Genomic DNA, 19,319 nt, shown 5'->3' with positions numbered 1-19,319 from the left:
CCTCCATTCGTTATTGAGGCCTCCCTGATGCAGGTTGGCCATCAGGGAAAATATGTAAATCAATTAGCAATCAATCAGACCGTTGCCATGACATTGTCAATGTATCTGACAAGGGATGGGCGGTCGTCCTGTAAGGCAAAACGGCGAAGGTCATCAAGATTATACGCAGGAAGATAATCAGCGTAACCTCGAATACGAAGGTCCTCAACCACAACTTTTATATACTCAAATCGTCCAAGATTCCCTTTTAATGGGGGTTTTCCTGGACTAGACAGCATATCGTCTGCTTGCTCCCATGTGATTTCTTTAGCTTCACCACTATGTAGATCAAGATGGACATATATGAATGACTTATAATCTCCACGGCAACGAAGATAATATTTCGGATAGAAATATTTGTCACAACGCAACAAACACGTTCCTGAAGGACGAACTACGTACAACAGGTTTCTGTCATTTTCTAATATGCTATGTTTCAAAATCGTTATATCTATCTCATTATCATGCAGCAAATAGCATGACGATGGTTCATTGACGATGCGCGATTTTATAACAGCAGCAAATTTATTAAAAACTTCGTTAATTTGAAAATTCATTAAAATGCTCTCCGATGTAAAACGACGAGCATCACCATAACGGTAATACTCCCGTTATGGGTTTTAATAGTTTATGGAATAACCATGTCATACAACCGACCATAGCCAGTAGTACCGCACATTTATTTAACTGAGCAAGCATCTCAGCCGTGAAAAGACCTTAAAGGCAGGTAATTATCACGAAGGAAAGCGGTTATCTTATCAATACAATTTTAAAATATAATATTGATAAGATAACCCCCCCCGCAAAAAGCGGGGGAGTTATCGTTGTTACAGCTGATTAAGACATTCAGGAGCCCAGTGAATCGGGAATCCATCCTGCCCTGTTAACTGGAGAACATCGTTCCAGTCGATACCCTTTTTCCCATCAGGAATATCTTGTGCTGGTTCGAAGACTTCAATTGTCAGCTTTGATGCGGGATATCGTTTAGCCAAAAACTCAACCATGCGGCTTTGAAGTCGCTGAGCAGCTTCAATACCGGCACGAGTGCCTTGTGAGTTAGCAATATCCTTATCCGCCCAGATATAAAAGTTTATAGATTTTACATCCGGCGGAGGCAGTAAAAAATCAGGAACAGTAACGTTTTCAAGGCACCATGCGGAGCTGGCTGCCCAGCATGGTGTTGAAGTCGCTTCTACAACAGAAAGCGCGTTCTCGATCCCTTCAGCCACTCCCAGTGTCCAGGTCGAACTACCTGAATCATAGTGAGGGTCAAACAACTGAATTGAGCCACCTGTCATATCGGCAGGAGGCTTCATCATCAGCTTTGGATTTTCTACAGGTGCCTTATCACCATTTTTGTCTACGTATGTTCTATGAATAGTCAGAGGCCGACCTCGGGTGTCACGATAGATCGCAATCATTCCCGGATAGATAATCGATTTCTGCTTATCTTTATCCCAATAGTAGATCCGGTTATTAAAGCCTAAATCCTTTGGTAAGTGACTCAGTAAGCGGGAGATCCCACGATTACGGAGGTACAAAGCAACAGGAGTATTAGGCTTGATTTCACCGGTATAGTGATACATCACATCAAGTTTTCGCATTCGCTTTGCCACTTCCTCTCGGTCAAGAGTTTCTGTGGCACGAACTGCTGATTTATAGCGTCGTTCATTTTCAATGTCGGCGTCAGTTAACGGAGCATGCAGATCCATCCCGAAAAAATCTGAGAGAATCTTTTTGCAAGTCTGCGTTTTACTTAATTCATAATATTTCGCCAGAACATCAATTCCGTCGCAAAACTCATTTACCGGAAAGTCATTATGGATCGCACATCCGGTATAAAGGTCTTTTTGTCGGAAACGAAACTTCGATTTCCCTGCGCCAGTAAACGGGCAAGGAACCTGGCTCGGGGCTTTTGCACAAGCGTCTTTGAAAGCAGGTATTCTTTCGAATATATACTTCCAGCCAGACACTTCAGCAATTCGAGCATGAACGAGTTTAATAAAGTGTTCAGATACTTCCTGTGGATTACGACGAAGAGCCGGGGATGCATAAGTCATGATGATCTCTCTTATCTGGCATTGTGAGTTTCTCAATGCCTTCTGCGGTGCAGAAGACAGGGAGAAACCCACAACGCAGAATTTAAGAAAGAGGGCCCGGGGGCCCTCAACATTTATGCTTCAGTCGTGAAGCCATTATTCTCAAGACACTGTATGTAGTTATCTACAAGTAACGCAGCCTGCTGGCTATTACCCTCCGCTATAGTGACTTCGCGGAAGATTCTTTCCTGAGGGCTATCATTGCTTATAACTTCACCAACACGTCCGAAAATACGGACTTTATGCATCGCACCGACTTTTTCATGTTCTACACGGTAAGTTTTTATCTGAGTCATATTTTGCTCCTTATTCCTTCATGGAGCAAAAAGACCCACCGGGGCCTTTTGCCCCGATTGGGTAGAGTTTATTAAGAAAGTATTTGATGAACTAGCTTACTGACTTCAATAGACAATAAAGAAGTATCATCAACTGTTACGAAAGTGTCCGTTTCAAAACCAATTATTTCATCAGTCTTAATACCAACACCAACGATTTCTATTCCATTACATTTAGCCTTTTCCATAACTTCGCCGATAGTAAATTCCGATTTATTCGGATAACCATCAGTTATAAGAAAAATTATTTTCCTATCGAATTGGCTGTCAAGTAACAGATCAACAGCTGCCATTAAAGCCGATCCCGTAGGGGTATAATAACCCTTACATCCAAGAGTGAATTTCGATAGAGATTCCTCAACGCTTTGATCAAACGTTTTGATAATCTCAAATTCACTTTCCTTGAAGGGAAAGACTATATTGGAGACATGCATTTTTGACAAACTTTCAGCGGCCATCGATAAAGCAAGATCTGACTTAATGGCATGAATATATCTTTCATCATTAGCCATTGACGCTGAAATATCACGAACTAATACGAGGCCAACATGCCCTCTATTTTTAGATTCGCTTTGAGCTCTGAAGACATCACGAACTCCCATTGGTGACAGAATTAATCGATTTCCATCGAAGGTAATTCCACGCTCATGAGTTTTGTTTCGGCCACGCATTTTAACCTGCTGTAAAACAGACAAGTCGCTACCGATTGAATGACTCAGAGACAAAGCCTCATTGTAAACATTCAAATCGATAAGGAGATCAGGGATATCCCATTCAGAAGCACCGAATTCGGCTTTCACGTCATCGGATACTTTTGATGCAATACCTTCAATCTCTTTAGCCAAAGCATCGTGATAATCTTCGCTATCCTCATCACTGCCAAGAAAGGCATCCAACAAATCTGCCAGTATCTCCCATTGAGCCGATGAAAAGTTACTTTCATCTTCAACGTTAGTCGAACTGGCTTCATCTGATTCACTCTCGGAAGGGTTAATCGCATCAGTATCGTCTTCAATAATGTTATCACCTGTGGGATTGCCACCGGTGGGTTCATTATTTCCCTCGTTATCTTCAGCAAGTTCTGAAGGCTCAGAACATCCCTCTTGAGCAAGATCAGAGTTATCGGAAGTATCTGCCTGACCTTCACTATCGTCCTCAGAATCATCCTCACGACTATCAGTCGACTCAAGCGATTTATCTTCTGATTCGGTATCGGTATCGGTATCGGTCTCGGATTCATCATATGCCTCCTGCTCCTCCTGCTCTGTCTGCTGCTGTTGTTCCCTTGCCTCATCCCGCAGTCTCTCTAAAAGAGCCAGGGTCTTACGAGCAAGGGATTCACAGCCCTGAGTATTTTCACAACCAAGAGCATCATGAAAAATTTCCTCAACATCAGAAATTACTGGAGAAAGTATCTTTTGGGCATAGTCAAAAAACGGATCGAGTGTTTCTTTGTGACCTGCCTGCTGAAGGACTTTTACTCGCAATGAGTTAAGCAGATACCACTCAATAAATAGGACAGGATTTTCCGGACGAGAAGATATATCAGGAGTCATCCTTCCGGCTTTAACCATCAGTGCGTAAGTGGCTGCAAGCCGCCGCTTTGCATCCGGATAATCGTTACCAACCTTCTCTTCCATCTGTACATCATCGAACAGATTTATAAGCCCGGTAAGACGTTTTGCCCTGCTATAAGCTTTACGTTTCTCAGCGAGGCTCTCAAACTCTGCATTCATTCCGTCATCGAAGCGTGTAAACCCTTCAGATGACTTGAGAACACTATTAAAGGCGTCACTGTAAACCTCGCTGTCGGTATAGCGACCATGACCAGCTTCATGACAGGTAAAACCTTCAATCAGACTGACAAAGTCATCATCGCTATAATCGCCGTTTGGTAAAACACAAACTTTATTTACAGGATCAAAATACGGTCCTTTGGTATTGTCGTCTATTACAACTCTTACATCGCCTAAGCCGCTAATGACTTTTGCTATATTCTGTAAACGCTTAATATGGCGCGGTGATGATTTAAGATCTAATTTCATAGAATACCTCTTTATAAAAAAGGGGTACTCACCCAGATGGTGAAGTACCCATCTGGGGTTTTTAATAAAGCAAACAGTTACCAGCCTTTGAGCTCGATATCAAAACCATTTTCAACATTGTCTTCCTGTTGCGAAACTGATTTCTCAGGTTCAGCTACAGGATCAGTGTTTGAAAACGTGCTGTTATTTATATCGTTCTCTACGACAGGTTCAACCTGGAACACATTTGTTGAATCTAAAATAGCTTCAATACCTGTGTTCTGTAGCGCGTTCGGTTCTGTTTGTGAGCTTTGATTAAATGATCTGGTAATAGATTCCAACCAGTCAGTAACCTTTTGCTCTCCTGAAATAATACGCTTTAACATTGAAGCATCACTCATGAAATAAAACCACTGCTGTAACACCGCAACGTCGCGAGGTTCAGAAATGGCACCTTTAGGTAAATTATTCATTATGTGTTTTATAGCTTCTGCAAGTACTGCCGCCTCTTTATGTATAAACATGAAGCTAATGATCTTATTTTGCATTTGCTTCAGTCGGTCAATAGTACTTGAGCGCAAATTGTTATTTTTGCTAATTTTTTCATAAACCTTCATTGCTTCTTCTGCCAGATCTGTTATCAATTGTTCCTGATAGTAGTCCTGGGTTTCATCACCTTCAACGCTAATAGGCGTAAAAGGAATAAAGTGAGCAATATTAAATCTAAAGGATTTTATGAAATCATCTTTAGTTAATTTCAACTGATCAATCAAAGAAGACATTCTTGGGCTTCTATTTTTTTCAGCCTCAATATGCATCTCATAATTGTCTACAACGTTTTGAATACCTGCCTGAAACTCTCGTTCAATCTCTTGGGCCCCTTCCAGAAACTCTTCCATACTGGATACTGGTAAAATCCACATATTGCTATAGCGGATGCACAAGCGTGAGCAAAGAGTTGATATTCTGCTGGTAATCGTACTTTTGAAGCTAAGGGCTTTTATGTCAATCCAGCGTACTTCGCTTTTAGATACGCTTTTTTGATCCGTAATATCATCTCCATCATAAGACAAATCGATTTTATCGGTTCGACGCGATCCTTGACAGCCACTTATTTCAATTTTTGTTATAACTGCACCTTCCAGTAAATCTGGATATGATTTTGCAAAATTCTCAGAGATTTGTTTTGCAGATACTTTGTTAAGCATTGAAGTATTTAAAGTCATGGGTTTCTCCAAAAAAAAGGGGAAACCCTCCCCAACGGGAAAGATTTCCCGATAGGGTTGATATTAAAGCTTCTCTGGTGAAATTAAAAGAATACCGGGAAACTCAGCAACAACATCATCATTGCCCATTGCTCCCTGATACATATAACCTTTTAATTCCATTTGTTTAATCAGACCTTCCATATTTATTTTACCATCATGATAAAACAATAAAGAATAGTCGTTATTCAGTTGCATAAGTCCAGTAAAATTAGTTCCGTTTTTTGCTATAGCAATGGTAGCAGCACCATCCGTACTTAAAAACGCACTAAATTCAAGATGGGATAACTCTGAGATACAAATATCAGAGGTTTCATAACAAATCCCATCTAACTCGACTTTTTTGCTGTGAAATACTCCAGCGATTTATCCTTGTCTTCGCCAAGAGAAAGATCTATAGCTTGAAGAACAAGATCGACCACATGTAAAGGTAAAGCAGAAGCAAAAGCTATTTTGAAAGTGTCAAGAAGACTAAAGGTTTTTAACGTCATCGACGTGCCAACCCAAGCTACTAATTGACGAATATCCATCACACTGTCTTCTGTACCAGAGTCATTTACTGCAATCGCTACTCTTACGAACTTCTCAATGACCTGAAAAGGCAAAGAGCTATATCGTTTAGTAAGCACATTGGTTAAAGCAACTTTGTCGGGCTTCTCCATTTCAACTATCAAGAACCGCTTTATAAAAGCTGCATCTTGACGTTGAGAAGAAACGAACCGGCGAGCGCCTCCACTCATGTTTGTGTTTGCAGTACCAATAAATCGCGTGTAGCCATTAGCAGTTATAACCTCACCACCATTAGCACTGAGTGACCAGGGCTTACGTTCAATGGGCATGTGAAGTTTTGCTGCCGTATCAGGATCGATTTTGTCCACTTCATCCAGAAGAATGAGGTGACCATTACGAAATCCCGTTACCAAATCGCTGTGTACAAAACCTGTATTACCACCATTAAGACTGCGCTCACCTTCAAGCTCATCAACTCGAATATTGCTGTTGATCTGCTTAATTGTCAGCGGCCAATTCATCATGTGGCTAATGTACATTACCATTTCAGTCTTGCCAGAACCGGACTCACCTTTAAGACACACACTTAAATCTATATCCGGACTGATAAGCAGTTTAACCACTTGTTCAAGTATTCGGGGATTTGGTATGTAGTCTTTGTTCAGCGGAGCTCGATACGAGGTTTTAGTTTTGAAAACAGGCACAGCCATCTTTGGATCTATTTCTGGAATACCAAAAAGGTCCTTTGCTAGAACTAAAAGATACTCACCTTTATCCACATAATGTTTTAACTTTATAACATCCGGGGAAAGAAGAGCTTCTAATTTTTCATAAGCATCAGAAGATGTTTCATTTAACTTCATAGCGGCATTAGACATTTTTAACTCCGGTAAAATGCAAACACCGCCCTCTGGCAGATGTTTGCCAGTGGCATTTTATTTGAGATTCATTTGGCAAATAGTTGCCATCAGTTTCCTGATTTGAGGCACATTATAACCAAGATGATTTCCCACTATTTCAAAAGCTTCAGACATGATCCATTCAAAATGATTTTCGAATATTGGATTGATTTCTAACTTGCCAAAAGCGTTTCGTTTAGTTAACAGATCACATGAAACAAGCTCGTCAAACAACTCTAATGTGGATTTAAAAGCTTTTATGTAAACATCCATAATTTCCCTGTCAGTCCATTTAACAGCCAGTTTTTTTTCTGACATTAAATAATCCTGATCAAAGAAGATGTCCCAGCCCATATCGTCATTGCAATCATGCAAAATGATTTCATCATCATTCCTGCATTCAGCTAATTTCGTGTTTTCACTAATCGAACGATGCGAATGATAATAGAGCCATGATTTTAATTCCGCTCTAAATTCACATGCATCAAGTCCATGACATAAACAAGTGTATTCAAATGATTTTGACATATACCACCGTGTTTCAGCTTCTAAAAGTGGATTCACTGTGATATTACCATTGTCATCTTTGAAGAATAACTTTCTCCTCAACACTAGTTCTTTAATGATTTCCAAAGACTCTTCCATAGCGGATAGAAAAACAACATACACATCCTCAGGGGTCCATTCTATTACCAGACCACCCAAATCTGGGTTATATTCTTCAACCGTATATAGATAATCTGTTTCTGCTGCAAAATTAATTGTATGCAAAATCTGATTTTTAAGTAATTTGGATTTTTCATAAAGGTGATTTTCACGCCTTTCAGAATCATAATTTATCTCAGAAATGTTACTTTCTTCTGATTTAAAGTTTAATCCGGACGTGTAAGCATCATTTAAATGCTCTTTGGGTGAATCAACTATTTGCGTTATTTCATCTTCATCTATATCGAGTATAGAAAAAAAACTAAGTTGATTACTACTTATTGCAGTAGCCCTAAATTTTTGTTTCATGGGGACTCCAAAAGGAGAAATCCCATGAAGGGATTTCTCCCCTTTAGGGTGGGTTTAATGTCAGATCTGATTAAAGCTACTTTGTCCAAAACCTTTTAGAGGTTTAGGTATGTGAGCCAACTTACTTGTTGCTACCACTCTCATGTAGTCAAGAGGATGTTCTCTCCCTTCAATCATAATAGTATCGACAACAATATAACCGGAGACCATCAACTCATCACCCTGATTTATACCAGTGAAACAGGTTGAATACATTTCAGGCGACACCTTGATTTGAACTGAAAATTCTCTCTCAGTGATTTCACCATCAACTTCTGTCTTCATCCTATTTTTGAGCTTTATTAACAAACCTATACTCTGGTCAGTCATTTTTTTCTCCACAGCACTGATAACTATCCCGGACACTTTTACTTCATTGATATATTCAAGATATGACATTTTCCGCTCCTCGATTTGTTCAAAGAGAAGCCCCGTTAGGGTTCCCCCTTAACAGGATTAAATAAATTTATTAGTTACATACATGAACGTGCAGACTACCAAACAGGCAATTCCGGCAATATGTAACCAATTTCTTGTTGGTTTAGTTGGTGCAATCGCTAAAGAGTTCTCCAACTTCTCTGTTACAAGACGTCGATTCTCTGCTTTAGCCGCATCATCTAAATATTGAGTTTCACGCTTAGCGAGAGTCTCAATTTTCGATTTTATTGCATGGTCCCATCCTTTAGTTTCAAAAACGCTTAACTCACTAAAGGTGTGCGTCATGAGATCTTCTGGGAAACCCAGTTTTTTCATTAACGGACGAATGGTATCATACATTTTTTCTACATTTTCGTAGTGGGCCTTTACTGCGACATCAAAACGCTTACGTAAAGTTAATTTTTCACGTTTGCAAATGATGTCCGAAACCCAATTTATTAACTGCTCATTTTTGAGTTCACTGGCTTTTTCAAGTGAGTAATCCAGATTATCCACGTCAAGAAATGAATTTAATCCGTATTTTTCAAACTCCTCAACAAGATATTTATCCAGTTCAGTTAAGCTTTTAAAAAGTGGTACATCTGGGGAAGCTTTAAGAAGCTTATAAGCTCCTTCGAAATCAATTTTCTTGACCACGAGCTCCACAACATCCACATGATAATAGCTTGAATAAGCAGAAAGCTTTTCGGCCAACAAAGACACAGGCTTAAGAGACTTAAGTTCAATGATATTTGGGCCGTCCTCATTCAAAATAACAATCAGTTCATTATCACGTTCTGTATATTTCATCAGAACTTCTAAGAGCTGTTTGTTTAGCGCCTTATCCATCTCTGGAATAATTTCACTAAAGGTTTGATGAAGGGCTTTACTGCGAGCTTTATTTTTAGACATTTGGGGTCACCTATATATAGTAAGAAGGAAGAAACAATTTTTTGTTTCAACACGAAGGCAAAGCCTGTCATTCATCTCCCGTAAGCTATGAACCGCCTGATTTATACTATCTGGCATTAGAAGTACGCAACAAAAATAGCTCCAGGAGGAGCTAAATTAGTTACGGTTTGGTAAATTCAGATTGCCTTTTTCAGGCATGGGAAGTGCACCAGCGACAAAGGTGACATTTTGCCGGTGGTGTCTTACAGCTTGTTTAAGCTGGCCGCTTTTCACGGCTAAATCAACGCTTAACGCGAAAGTAACTTTAAGCAAAGTTACTCAAATTTGGGAGCTGATATTTAAGCTCATTGTTTTTATACTATAGCTTTAAGCATAAGTAAATGCCCATATCGAATTATTCTGTATAAACTGGAGAAATTCGAATATTAGCTGCTTCTTTTATCTTTTCTTCACTGCATTCTCTTAAAAAGAAAGAAGGGTCACCATACCACATTACAAAAAGTTGCTTTTCTGCACGCGTAAATCCAACATAAAGCAAACGTCTTTCTTCTTCTATTGCCTCCTCCCCAACTGATCTTTTACTTGGTATCTGATCCGCATTACAACTCATTATTATTACTTTATTCCACTCAAGACCCTTTGAACCATGCAAGGTTGATAGGACTACTTTCTCTGGGCTGTATTCCTCGTCCTTCTTCCTAGGGCCTAATGACATTGCAGCAGCACGATTGATCATATTCATCCAACCAGTCTTTTCTGCCCACTGTTTACAAGTGTCTAAAGCAATTTTTGTTAAGGTTGCTGTACCTTTATTACTCCTCATCTTGATTGACGACGATTCCATCCATTTCGTAAGGTTGGCGAAACGTTTTGCTATCTCAACTTTATCAGTACTTTCCTGGGTAAAGCGCACGAAGTTTGAATGTAATGTTTTTGTTTCGAGAGAACTGTCCTCCGGGATGGCAAGGTCGCCAAAAGTAACTTTTCTTCCTCTCATACTCAATGCCACATCATCCAAAACTGATTCCTGTTCTCCAAACAATGCCAATACTCTCTTCATTAAGCGAGGATCATTTGATTGTCGGAAAAAGGCCATAAGGCTTAACACATCGCTTGTTTCTTTTTCATCCCAGAATGATTTACCTCCGTAACGAATTACTGGCTGTTCGATCAAACTTTCTAGCTCATCCAAGTGAGCATTATTGCGGCTTAGAATTGCCCATCCATGTGGATCCTGATTTATAAGGCTTAAAATACCCTGTATCTGTTCCTCCATATCTACATATGAACGAAAAGTGACCTTTCCTCCTCCCTTTTTTGCCGAGCGTAACTCTTTGGCATAACGGTAAACATTCTTTCCTATCAGTGCTCCGGCCACCTCTAAAATTTCAGGTTCACACCTAAAGCATGTGTTTAAGTAAAATATGTTAGGTCTGAAGTGTTTTTCAAACTGTTGAAATATTTTGACTCCTCCTGAGGATCTGAAGGAGTAGATGGCCTGATCATCGTCTCCAACTATACTCGTATAGACTCCAGCTCTTGTATGCAATGCTATCCATGAGAATTGTATAGAGTCAGTATCCTGAACTTCGTCTACTATCAAATGTGTCAAATCTAACGTGCGCATTTTTCCCGAATGCATTTGACCGACAACAAATTTTGAAAGAGCATTGAGGTCCGCCACATGGTCTTTCTGGCATAACGCCTGATAGGTATTAAATAAATGGATCTGTTGTCTGTTATGCCGAACTGAAATCACATCCGTATCCATTTCTCTGCCGATAGCATCAATAACGAATTCAGCTTCAGCAAACTTCATCGTTACACCGGATTCTTTCAAAGCCCGGTGAATGACAGATCTCTGTGCTGGCCCTATCAACATCTTTCCCGGCCAGCGAATCATGTCCAGTTGCTTCTTAACGAGTCCGTGAAAAGTATCCACCAGCACCCGGTCAAGATCCTTCTTGCTCAATCGCTTTTGTAACTTTGCTGCAAGTGCGTTTGTTGCAGCGCGAGTAAAGGTCACCATCCCGATTCTTGCATATGGATACTTTTTGAGAATCGATATAACCGCTTCTATCATGGTGAATGATTTGCCTGATCCAGGCGCTGCTATCACCATATTGTTTGCGCTAGCATTCTCGATAACAGGTCTTTGCTCTTCTGTTGGCTTACCCATTTCAACCTCATTACTTCGTTTTAATAATTATACATTTTTATAAAAGCGCTTTTCTTGTGTACTGCTGGTTCTACTGGAAATCACTTTTTTTCCTTTTTTATGCAATCAGGTTGTTTGTGAAACGCGTGACTATGGAATAATGGTTCCATCTCCAAAAGACATTACAAAAAGGGCTTTAAATGAAACTTTTACGTTTAGTATCTCTGGTCTCTTCTGTCGTCATTGGTTTTTCCCTATCGGGTTGTGCCGGTGACACCGGCACTACGCCAGGCACCGCTCTGAATGCGTACAGTCACGGCCAGTACTGGCATGCTAAAGCAAATGATTCTGTCGCCAAGAATGCCTATTCGTTTGCTGGTTTCGACGTTAATTTTAAGGAGCAAGAGGTTACTCCTGGAGGGGATGCCGACAACTTTCTTTCTAAGTATCTCATCAATAGTTCGATGGGCTACGTAACAGGCGGTCTAAAAGGTTTTGGGATCATGAGCCTCGGCTCTTTGTACAGTTCTTCTGACGCCGAATACATCCAGGTCAATCAATACCTAGTGTTCGTCCCCAATCCAAAAAAATTGCCTTACAATGATGAAAGTTTGGTACGTGAAGGAGCTAAGTATGTTTTTGAGCATACAAAAGCAACTCAGGCCTCATTTGGATACAACCCTGAAAAACAGAAAGCAGCTCTGGCCACATGTAAAATTGATATGGCAGTCGTCAATAAATGGAGTACCTGTGATCTGCCCTCTAAGCCTGATGCTGATGTTTTCCCTACAGATTCAATGTACAGCTTTCAGGCGATTCGCCCCGCAACAGGAACCGAAATTCCTCAGCTAAACCTTCCCGCTGGTGATTACGCTGTAATTCGTTATGTGTTCATCCCATTTAAAGGAAACGAAACAAGCGCTGATTTTTCGGGTATCATTTTCCGTTCTGATAGCCCAAATACAACAACTCCAGGGGGTGTTGCAGCCTCCATCAACGGAAAAGATTATTACCTCTTTACCGGTGAATACGGTAAAAAAGGCTTCCCAGAAAAAACATTGAAAGCCAAGTAATTAAAAAAGGGGCCTAACGGCCCCTTCTTCAATATTTCGGCAACTGCTTGCCCGTAACCGGATCCAGCGTAGTTGAACCTACCTCACATATGGCCGGTCGAGGTAAATAGCTACAATCTACATTTTCCTCTTTTATAGCCTGAGCATTTTCTTGTCTGGCCTTTATCATATTTTCTTCACCGCCCATTGCTTCCTTGGTACGTTCTGATGGAAGTTGATAGTTCTCATTCTGGAATGGTAAGTTTTCCACAATTGATTCTTCGGAGAATTTTGAATATTGATCAGGAACTTCTCCTACCTGAACTGCATCATTAATCCACTCCGTCAGATCAATTTTATCGAAATCCAGTTGCTGTATTTGCTTTATTGATAGCCCCACGCAATTAGAGGCGACAGGGTCTATTCCTAATTGCGGATAAGCTTGTTGCATAATAACGCGTGACAACATGGAATTATAACAGCACATGTCTGTTGCTTTTTTAACGCATTTCTTTGTGAAACCAACATTCAGATATTTGACGCATCGTTCCGTATCTAATGTAAAACAGGATTTTTGATTCTTATGAATAGAAGCTTCCATCTCTTTCTGGTCGCATGCTACCAACATTTCTAAAAGCATTTTAGTGACCTGATAGGCTGTATAAATCCAACCGATCACGTTTAATGCAAGCATAAAGTTTTGAACCGCAGCCGAGAAGACAACCTCTCCTCCGGTAGTAGCAACGTTCTTAAAGACAAAGTCTCGAACTGTATCTGGTAGCAATTCGTAGGCTTTCTTCATTGCCATCTGCTTAAGCTGACCTATACCGAAGCTGGACATTGTTTCCTGTGCCAACTGGCCAGCACCTCCTGCCCCTCCAGAAGTTGCGGAAGACCCAACTGCCCTGCTTAGATTACCAGCGACGTTTTCATATACGCTCGTTAAGGAGCTCGTGACATTGTTCCACATTTGCCCTACTGTTTTACCAGCTGATGCAGTCCACTCACCGACCGCATTGGACATAGAAGCCCATGTACCTGTATCACCGCCGGTCCATTTTATTAGCTGAGCATTAACTCTGGTCCAGTTAGTGTTTCTGATCATAGATCCGGCAAGCATGATACCTTCAAGTGCTCCTGCGGTTCCCTGCGGTGCTTCGCAGCAGTCCGTCTTTGCCAGGCCATTTACAAAGCCTACTGAACGACCACACCATTCAGGTTTTCCTTCAAAGACAGAACAGGAATTGGCATCGTTAGGGTCTTCGCATTTGGCTTCGCCCTGCATGTACTGAACCATGTTTGAATAAGCCGCAACTTTTCCAAAATCGTTGTTCTCTTCCTTTGGCCCAGTTTCGCATGTTCCTCCAGAACATGGGATCATGCCAACACAGGCATTTGTAGAAGATTCAACCTCACGAACTACATCCTTACCTCTGTCACAGGTGTATTTCTGTTCATACATGTAGCAGCTGTTAGTGCCCTCATCGAACCAACCCTCTGCACATGTTTGTTTATCGAGTACACATGCTGCATCATTTTTATAAGAACTACATGCATCAGGCATACTCTTAATTTCTTCGTAGTTGTAACAGAGGTCCTTTCCATTAGCGTCTTTCATAATTTTCCCACTGGCGTCATAAGAGCAAATCTTGTCTTTAGCCAATGGATCACAAAAATAGCCTTCAAGGTTAGTCTTCCAGGTAAGAAAGCCTTTATCGCCTTCATACAGCGGCTTTGCCATAGAAAGCACGCTTTCCGGAAGCCGCTTCGTGCCAACATCCATATCTTTAAACCGATCGAAACGGCAGAATGTATTTGGTGTTTGTACAGCATCGTAACAACCAGCTGGTTCCTGGACGTGCTTATCTTCGAGCTTCATATTTTCAAACGTCAGCTCAACCTCAAAGTACCCTTCACCTCCCCCACCAACCCAGACTCTGGATGCCATTGTCACTTCACGATCAGGTTCTTCATAAACTGATTTTCTGACCTTTTCAGTTACATCGTATACTTTGTCGAGTTTCCACGATTTTTTTAACTCCCAAGATCCCTTTGGAGCCGGATAGTCACTTTCTCGATATGCACCATCTATGTGAGCAAAAATCTGCGTGCCATCAAGTGTTACCCGCATGTGGTCATCCCACTCCGCGTTAACAATCTTTGCTGAGGCCAATTTTGCATCCGGATGGAATTTTAATGTCAGTTCGTTATCAAATACCCCGTCACTCCAGTAGTTGTCATCACGGCGACCAAACCATATACGCACACAATTATCGCCGCACATCGACATGTCTCCGTTTCCGCCTGAAATGTATACAGGAACAGAGAAGTCACGAGTTATCGTGCAGCTGCTGAAGTTATCTTGCTTAGGCGAGTTACAGTAGAACTCTTTGTAATCAGGATAGTGTGTGGTTACTGTTTTTTTGGAGGTCTCAACATTACAGTTCTGAAGCCAGTTTCCAGTACCAGCAACAGCATTGGTTATCTCATTTCTCCCCGCAGTAAACATGGGATCGTTAGGCTTTACAGACGATGCCGGGTTGTCCTTGTTAGCATTTACGAGGGTGCGGTAGGCAACGCCATCATAACTTTGAGCATCAAATAACTGGCTTTTCCGATTCTTTATATCGTTAACAAAGCCATCCTCATCCCCATAACGATCTGCGGCGTTGAACTTTATATCGCTGTGCTTTTGCTCTGAGCTGAAAATCTCTCCCGTATTTGTTTTGGTTCCAGGAGTAGTATTGGGATTACTGCTTATACCAATGTTGCCATTAGCATCACGAGAGAGCAGCTTTGCCCCTTCCTTGGTGTAGTTTGAATTGATTGTCCCTCCAGACATACTCGGCAGTTGTACGGCGCTACCAATAGACTTTCCATCGGATGCGGCATTTTTCATGACACTTTCATTAGAGTTCCCTGCCCCATACTTCCCGAGATTAAGATTAGCGGATTCGGCTTTACCCACGTATTTCTCGGTGATCTTCCCACTGACATTCTCGCCTGAATCCGCGTTCTTGTATTTCTCCACAATGTCCTGAGCACTGGTGGTTGCATTGCGATTTGCGTTAGGATTTGCAAGGTTAAAATTATTTTCGAGCTGGTCAAATATAGCGTCAGCAGCGTAAACACGTGGTGTCATTACCATGTTTATGAGTGTGACATAAAAAGCCCAACTCATAGTATTGGCAACCATTGATGCAATAATCGCTGAGGTGATTGTTTTTCTAAGTTTCACTTATTTTCTCCTTAGAAATCAAACGCCTGGAACGTAGCGAACACAACAGTCATTGTAACGCCACAACATATAGACATAATTATCGTTGCCTATTTTTTTGCGCCCACCTTTAAGGGTTGACCAGTCGTGTACCGAATCACCAAGACGATGACAGCAATCCGGTCCCTTCGCCTCAGGAGTAGGGAAAAGCATTGAAAGCCGATACTGGGAACGTGGTGTAAAGTATTCCCACGTTTTCTCACACATTGCGTCTGCTCCCATCGTTCGCATCAGCATGCCTTGGCGATGTAGTTTTGTCAGAAGACGCTGGGTAATCAGTGAACTCGTCCTTACAGCGTCATCATTTGCGTAAATGTGGCCGGTTAATGGGTAAAGGTTGCCATCGCATCCGGCACAAAAGTATGCAGCGAGATTATCCTTTCCTGCTGTTACTGCTACACAGTCAGCAGCGCACACCATTGAGGCAATTGGGTTTGCAAAAACTACTGCCTCGGGATTCAGGACGAGTGTAAGCAGATCACTTTCCCACATAGGGTCCACTTCGCTTATATAGGTCAGGCTGGCATCTATATAGGGTTCAGCAGTGCACTCGCCAATAATCAGTAATTTGAGCATTGTCATGATTGGGAACTCCCAAAGATGAACATCGTAAAATCCGGCTTCAGTTGCTGTCATTGGCTGATTAGTGTTGCTTTTACCAATATCAAACTGCGATTTTTGAAGCATCGTGCCTTCAAGAAAGGGGCTGCACCAGGGGCTCTTTACAACTTCTACAATCTTCACCGGCTGAAAGAAGCTCAATTGCCAACCTATTTCCGGTACGCCGTTCTGATCTGTGCAGTAGCAACCCGGACGTGAAGGTGCAGCGCCTTCTGGAGCAGCCCCTATGCCCATTATCCTCATGGGAAAAATGCAGCTCCAACAGATATTCTTAATCAAGCCCTGCCACACTCCAGCTGACTGACACATAGCCCCAGGGACTCCAGCATCTGCTGCCATAGCCATACCAGGTATAGAAAGCGAAAGCATAACTGCTACAATGAACTCTAAAAGTAACTTTTTGAATTTTTTCACCATCATGCTCACTTGGATGTAATAAATGTTGCAACACTTTCGATATAGTCGACGGCTTTGGTAAAATAACTTCTCATCTGGTCCGGATAATTTAGCGTCAGCCATGTTGCAAAGAGAGCGCCTATAATAAATCCGAGTTTCATATTATTTTTCCTCTGAAAGATTTGGGGCTCCGATTCCACGGACTTCTGCCTCGCTAAACAGGGTGATCCGGAATTTATCTTGGTCAGTAGTTATAAGCGCAGGTGTATTTTTAATCTGAAAGCGTGAGATAATCTGTTCGTTTACTTTAAACACCTTACCGTTAAATTTTTCACGTAAATCATTTAGGTGATCCCATCCATTATCTTTTTGGATACGGGTAAACATTGGCATTACTTTTCCACTACCCAGACGTTGTCGATACTGCTGCTCAGCCCATACCAGCTGGCCCGGATTGAGTGGATCGAAAATTATCATCGTCAGGTTTTGAGGAAATCTCGAAAGTGGATTAATCAACTCACCGGCGGAAGCTATTACACGGCCCTGCTTATCTTTTACGTCCTGAGTGACCCTCACTGTAGGGTCAATTAAAAATTCTTTGTGTTCCTGGGCAGGAGGGAGATCGACCATCCATTGATTTTTCCAGGTGTCCGCAACGGCCCTTTTTTTTGCACCTTCCCAGTCATATTTTTGTGCGCGTTCTTCCAGTTCTTTAATGATGCTCTTTTCTTCAACGGGATAAATCGTACCAGCAACAGGAAAAATGTCCTGATCGGGTTTTTTAGCAAGTTCTCGCTGAAAAAACTCAACGTTGAAGGACCCTACCATTTTTGCAAAACGAGCTTGCTCCCGAGAAATAATTGTCGGTACTTGAGTTACTTGATACTGACTGAAGCTATCAGGATCAATTGTAATCAAAGGAGATTCAAATTTTCCTTTGACAATCATTTGGTTTATTGCTGCCTGTGTCTCTGGTAGCCGAGTAGTTCCTTTCTTTAGACCATTGAAAACTACACGAGCTTTATGCTCTGAGGCCGTACGTAAAAGGTCTTCCAGTACATAATCCGGTAAGCTAAATGAAGCAAAGATCGTTATACCATTTTCAGTTGATAGTGCTTCTTCACGTGTGCTATCCATTTTTCTTTCGAAGTCAGCAGCTGTGATGCCCGAGGAACCAAACAATTTTTCGATATTTTTAGATTGTCCTCGCATGACTTCCGGCTTATTTTCCACAGCTTTCAGAGCCGCTTCATTAAGGCTGGCGTTTTCCTGAATTTCATCACGTCTTCTAATTATATCGTTGACAGCATCAGAGTTATTACTTTGGGCCCTTATAGCCTGGGTATGGTCTATAACTGCTTGAACACTATCCGCATTCATACCGGGCACGTAACCACGGTTTGTTTGCCTGCTCAGGTCCTGGTTTTTTTTGAGTGCTTCAGCTTGCGCAATGTACTTCTGCACATCTGGTGAATTTAGCGTAGCATCAAGGCTAAGAGCCCCATCTGGCTGCTGTGCACCTTTAGCCTGAGCGCCAAGCCCTTTTGCTTGCTGAGCGATTAGGTCAGCATCATGTTGATACTCAGTGCTTGCATTTGTATTACTTAAAACTGCACATAACGCAAGTCCAGGAAGTATTGGTAAATATTTTTTATTTACATTAAAAGATCGCATATGTTTTCCCAATTACTGAATTCAGCTTTACTGTTCCCCAAAAACGGGAATCCCATGAGTGATCGGTTTGCCCAATTAGGAAAACTTCGCCTTCAGGAATTATCAATTCTTTTTCAATCAAAATGGACGGAATACTGTATTTCTTTGAAATACGACGTGCATTAGCTTCAAAAAATTTGTCCCCGTTATAAACCCCATCCATTGTTACTTTGAGTTTGTCACCGCCCACACCGGCAACAATTTTTATGACTCGTTCATTTTCTGGGATAAAACGAACCGATTTCGGCATGTTGAAAGCTATGAGTTCACCAGTTTTAATAGTTTTATCCGAATGATCAATCATATAAAAATCAGCAGGCAGGCACCCATTCAATAAACCGTATCCAAATGTATAACGGGTGAAAAAGACACACATAACGAGAATCAGCAATAAAATATTAATGGGGACATACCAATCCAGTATAAGCAGCCCTCTCTTTTTAGGTATGTAGTCGCTCATATTTTTCTCACTAGCACTGAAGAATATTTTTACTAAGTAGATACACCTCTATCCAAGTAACTATTATCCATGTTTTTCAACGCTCGGAA

16 protein-coding genes are annotated in these 19,319 nt (G+C 41.3%); 1 reads left to right on the top strand and 15 read right to left on the bottom strand.

Annotated features, from left to right (window positions below; all coding sequences use genetic code 11):
• Positions 1 to 74: 74 nt before the first annotated feature.
• The 11 genes from OOJ60_RS19295 to trhI all read right to left on the bottom strand — a co-directional run bounded on the left by OOJ60_RS19295 (position 75) and on the right by trhI (position 11,732).
• Complete coding sequence (locus OOJ60_RS19295) at positions 75 to 596, bottom strand: hypothetical protein (RefSeq protein WP_001010933.1); 522 nt, start codon at positions 594 to 596, stop codon at positions 75 to 77.
• Positions 597 to 866: 270 nt separating this feature from the next.
• Positions 867 to 2,099 carry a DUF7146 domain-containing protein gene (locus OOJ60_RS19290; protein ID WP_000220381.1) on the bottom strand — a complete coding sequence of 411 codons (1,233 nt, stop codon included), beginning with the start codon at positions 2,097 to 2,099 and terminating at the stop codon, positions 867 to 869.
• 113 nt (positions 2,100 to 2,212) lie between these two features.
• A complete protein-coding gene (locus tag OOJ60_RS19285; protein ID WP_042634307.1) occupies positions 2,213 to 2,434 on the bottom strand; it encodes a hypothetical protein in 222 nt (73 codons plus the stop codon).
• Positions 2,435 to 2,505: 71 nt separating this feature from the next.
• A complete protein-coding gene (locus OOJ60_RS19280; protein ID WP_046788423.1) occupies positions 2,506 to 4,518 on the bottom strand; it encodes a VWA domain-containing protein in 2,013 nt (670 codons plus the stop codon).
• Between the two features lie 77 nt (positions 4,519 to 4,595).
• Positions 4,596 to 5,723, bottom strand: coding sequence for a DUF3150 domain-containing protein (locus OOJ60_RS19275; protein ID WP_000174395.1), 1,128 nt, complete (start codon positions 5,721 to 5,723; stop codon positions 4,596 to 4,598).
• Positions 5,724 to 5,786: 63 nt separating this feature from the next.
• Positions 5,787 to 5,960, bottom strand: a complete 174-nt coding sequence (locus OOJ60_RS19270; RefSeq protein ID WP_001176647.1) for a hypothetical protein — start codon at positions 5,958 to 5,960, stop codon at positions 5,787 to 5,789.
• 131 nt (positions 5,961 to 6,091) lie between these two features.
• Positions 6,092 to 7,150, bottom strand: a complete 1,059-nt coding sequence (locus OOJ60_RS19265; protein WP_205613052.1) for an ATP-binding protein — start codon at positions 7,148 to 7,150, stop codon at positions 6,092 to 6,094.
• 57 nt (positions 7,151 to 7,207) lie between these two features.
• A complete protein-coding gene (locus OOJ60_RS19260) occupies positions 7,208 to 8,185 on the bottom strand; it encodes a hypothetical protein (RefSeq protein ID WP_042634278.1) in 978 nt (325 codons plus the stop codon).
• Between the two features lie 60 nt (positions 8,186 to 8,245).
• Entirely contained in the window at positions 8,246 to 8,623 is a 378-nt protein-coding gene (locus OOJ60_RS19255; protein WP_000120822.1) for a hypothetical protein, read from the bottom strand.
• A 57-nt stretch (positions 8,624 to 8,680) separates the two neighbouring features.
• On the bottom strand, positions 8,681 to 9,553 hold the full coding sequence (locus OOJ60_RS19250; RefSeq protein ID WP_000041927.1) for a hypothetical protein: 873 nt from the start codon (positions 9,551 to 9,553) through the stop codon (positions 8,681 to 8,683).
• 394 nt (positions 9,554 to 9,947) lie between these two features.
• Entirely contained in the window at positions 9,948 to 11,732 is a 1,785-nt protein-coding gene (gene trhI, locus OOJ60_RS19245) for an IncHI-type conjugal transfer helicase TrhI (RefSeq protein ID WP_042634277.1), read from the bottom strand.
• Positions 11,733 to 11,911: 179 nt separating this feature from the next.
• Between trhI and OOJ60_RS19240 the strand changes: the two genes are divergently transcribed.
• On the top strand, positions 11,912 to 12,784 hold the full coding sequence (locus OOJ60_RS19240) for a hypothetical protein (RefSeq protein ID WP_000771832.1): 873 nt from the start codon (positions 11,912 to 11,914) through the stop codon (positions 12,782 to 12,784).
• Positions 12,785 to 12,812: 28 nt separating this feature from the next.
• Here OOJ60_RS19240 and trhN read toward each other — a convergent pair whose 3' ends face one another.
• The 4 genes from trhN to trhF form a co-directional block, all read right to left on the bottom strand.
• The gene (gene trhN, locus OOJ60_RS19235; protein WP_000776705.1) at positions 12,813 to 16,001 is read right to left on the bottom strand and encodes an IncHI-type conjugal transfer protein TrhN; all 3,189 of its coding nucleotides are present in this window, start codon (positions 15,999 to 16,001) and stop codon (positions 12,813 to 12,815) included.
• Positions 16,002 to 16,019: 18 nt separating this feature from the next.
• Complete coding sequence (gene trhU / locus OOJ60_RS19230) at positions 16,020 to 17,075, bottom strand: IncHI-type conjugal transfer protein TrhU (RefSeq protein WP_181196458.1); 1,056 nt, start codon at positions 17,073 to 17,075, stop codon at positions 16,020 to 16,022.
• Positions 17,076 to 17,219: 144 nt separating this feature from the next.
• Positions 17,220 to 18,731 (bottom strand): TrbC family F-type conjugative pilus assembly protein, encoded by a 1,512-nt coding sequence (locus tag OOJ60_RS19225; protein WP_001256133.1) that lies wholly within the window; start codon positions 18,729 to 18,731, stop codon positions 17,220 to 17,222.
• Positions 18,718 to 19,230 (bottom strand): IncHI-type conjugal transfer protein TrhF, encoded by a 513-nt coding sequence (gene trhF / locus OOJ60_RS19220; RefSeq protein ID WP_001286759.1) that lies wholly within the window; start codon positions 19,228 to 19,230, stop codon positions 18,718 to 18,720. Before trhF ends, OOJ60_RS19225 begins: the two co-directional genes overlap by 14 nt.
• Between the last annotated feature and the right edge of the window lie 89 nt (positions 19,231 to 19,319).

It is taken from the genome of Citrobacter sp. R4, assembly GCF_026719175.1.
In the GTDB taxonomy this organism is placed as follows: Bacteria; Pseudomonadota; Gammaproteobacteria; order Enterobacterales; family Enterobacteriaceae; genus Citrobacter_A; species Citrobacter_A sedlakii.
This window is presented reverse-complemented; position numbering and strand designations above follow the sequence as displayed.

Excerpts from the sequence above, each read along its gene's own strand:
- OOJ60_RS19270 (WP_001176647.1), bottom strand. The coding sequence starts at position 5,960 with ATGCAACTGAATAACGACTATTCTTTATTGTTTTATCATGATGGTAAA.
- OOJ60_RS19265 (WP_205613052.1), bottom strand. The coding sequence starts at position 7,150 with ATGTCTAATGCCGCTATGAAGTTAAATGAAACATCTTCTGATGCTTAT.
- OOJ60_RS19290 (WP_000220381.1), bottom strand. The coding sequence starts at position 2,099 with ATGACTTATGCATCCCCGGCTCTTCGTCGTAATCCACAGGAAGTATCT.
- OOJ60_RS19260 (WP_042634278.1), bottom strand. The coding sequence starts at position 8,185 with ATGAAACAAAAATTTAGGGCTACTGCAATAAGTAGTAATCAACTTAGT.
- trhF (WP_001286759.1), bottom strand. The coding sequence starts at position 19,230 with ATGAGCGACTACATACCTAAAAAGAGAGGGCTGCTTATACTGGATTGG.
- OOJ60_RS19255 (WP_000120822.1), bottom strand. The coding sequence starts at position 8,623 with ATGTCATATCTTGAATATATCAATGAAGTAAAAGTGTCCGGGATAGTT.
- OOJ60_RS19295 (WP_001010933.1), bottom strand. The coding sequence starts at position 596 with ATGAATTTTCAAATTAACGAAGTTTTTAATAAATTTGCTGCTGTTATA.
- OOJ60_RS19225 (WP_001256133.1), bottom strand. The coding sequence starts at position 18,731 with ATGCGATCTTTTAATGTAAATAAAAAATATTTACCAATACTTCCTGGA.
- OOJ60_RS19240 (WP_000771832.1), top strand. The coding sequence starts at position 11,912 with ATGAAACTTTTACGTTTAGTATCTCTGGTCTCTTCTGTCGTCATTGGT.
- OOJ60_RS19285 (WP_042634307.1), bottom strand. The coding sequence starts at position 2,434 with ATGACTCAGATAAAAACTTACCGTGTAGAACATGAAAAAGTCGGTGCG.
- trhI (WP_042634277.1), bottom strand. The coding sequence starts at position 11,732 with ATGGGTAAGCCAACAGAAGAGCAAAGACCTGTTATCGAGAATGCTAGC.
- OOJ60_RS19275 (WP_000174395.1), bottom strand. The coding sequence starts at position 5,723 with ATGACTTTAAATACTTCAATGCTTAACAAAGTATCTGCAAAACAAATC.
- OOJ60_RS19250 (WP_000041927.1), bottom strand. The coding sequence starts at position 9,553 with ATGTCTAAAAATAAAGCTCGCAGTAAAGCCCTTCATCAAACCTTTAGT.
- OOJ60_RS19280 (WP_046788423.1), bottom strand. The coding sequence starts at position 4,518 with ATGAAATTAGATCTTAAATCATCACCGCGCCATATTAAGCGTTTACAG.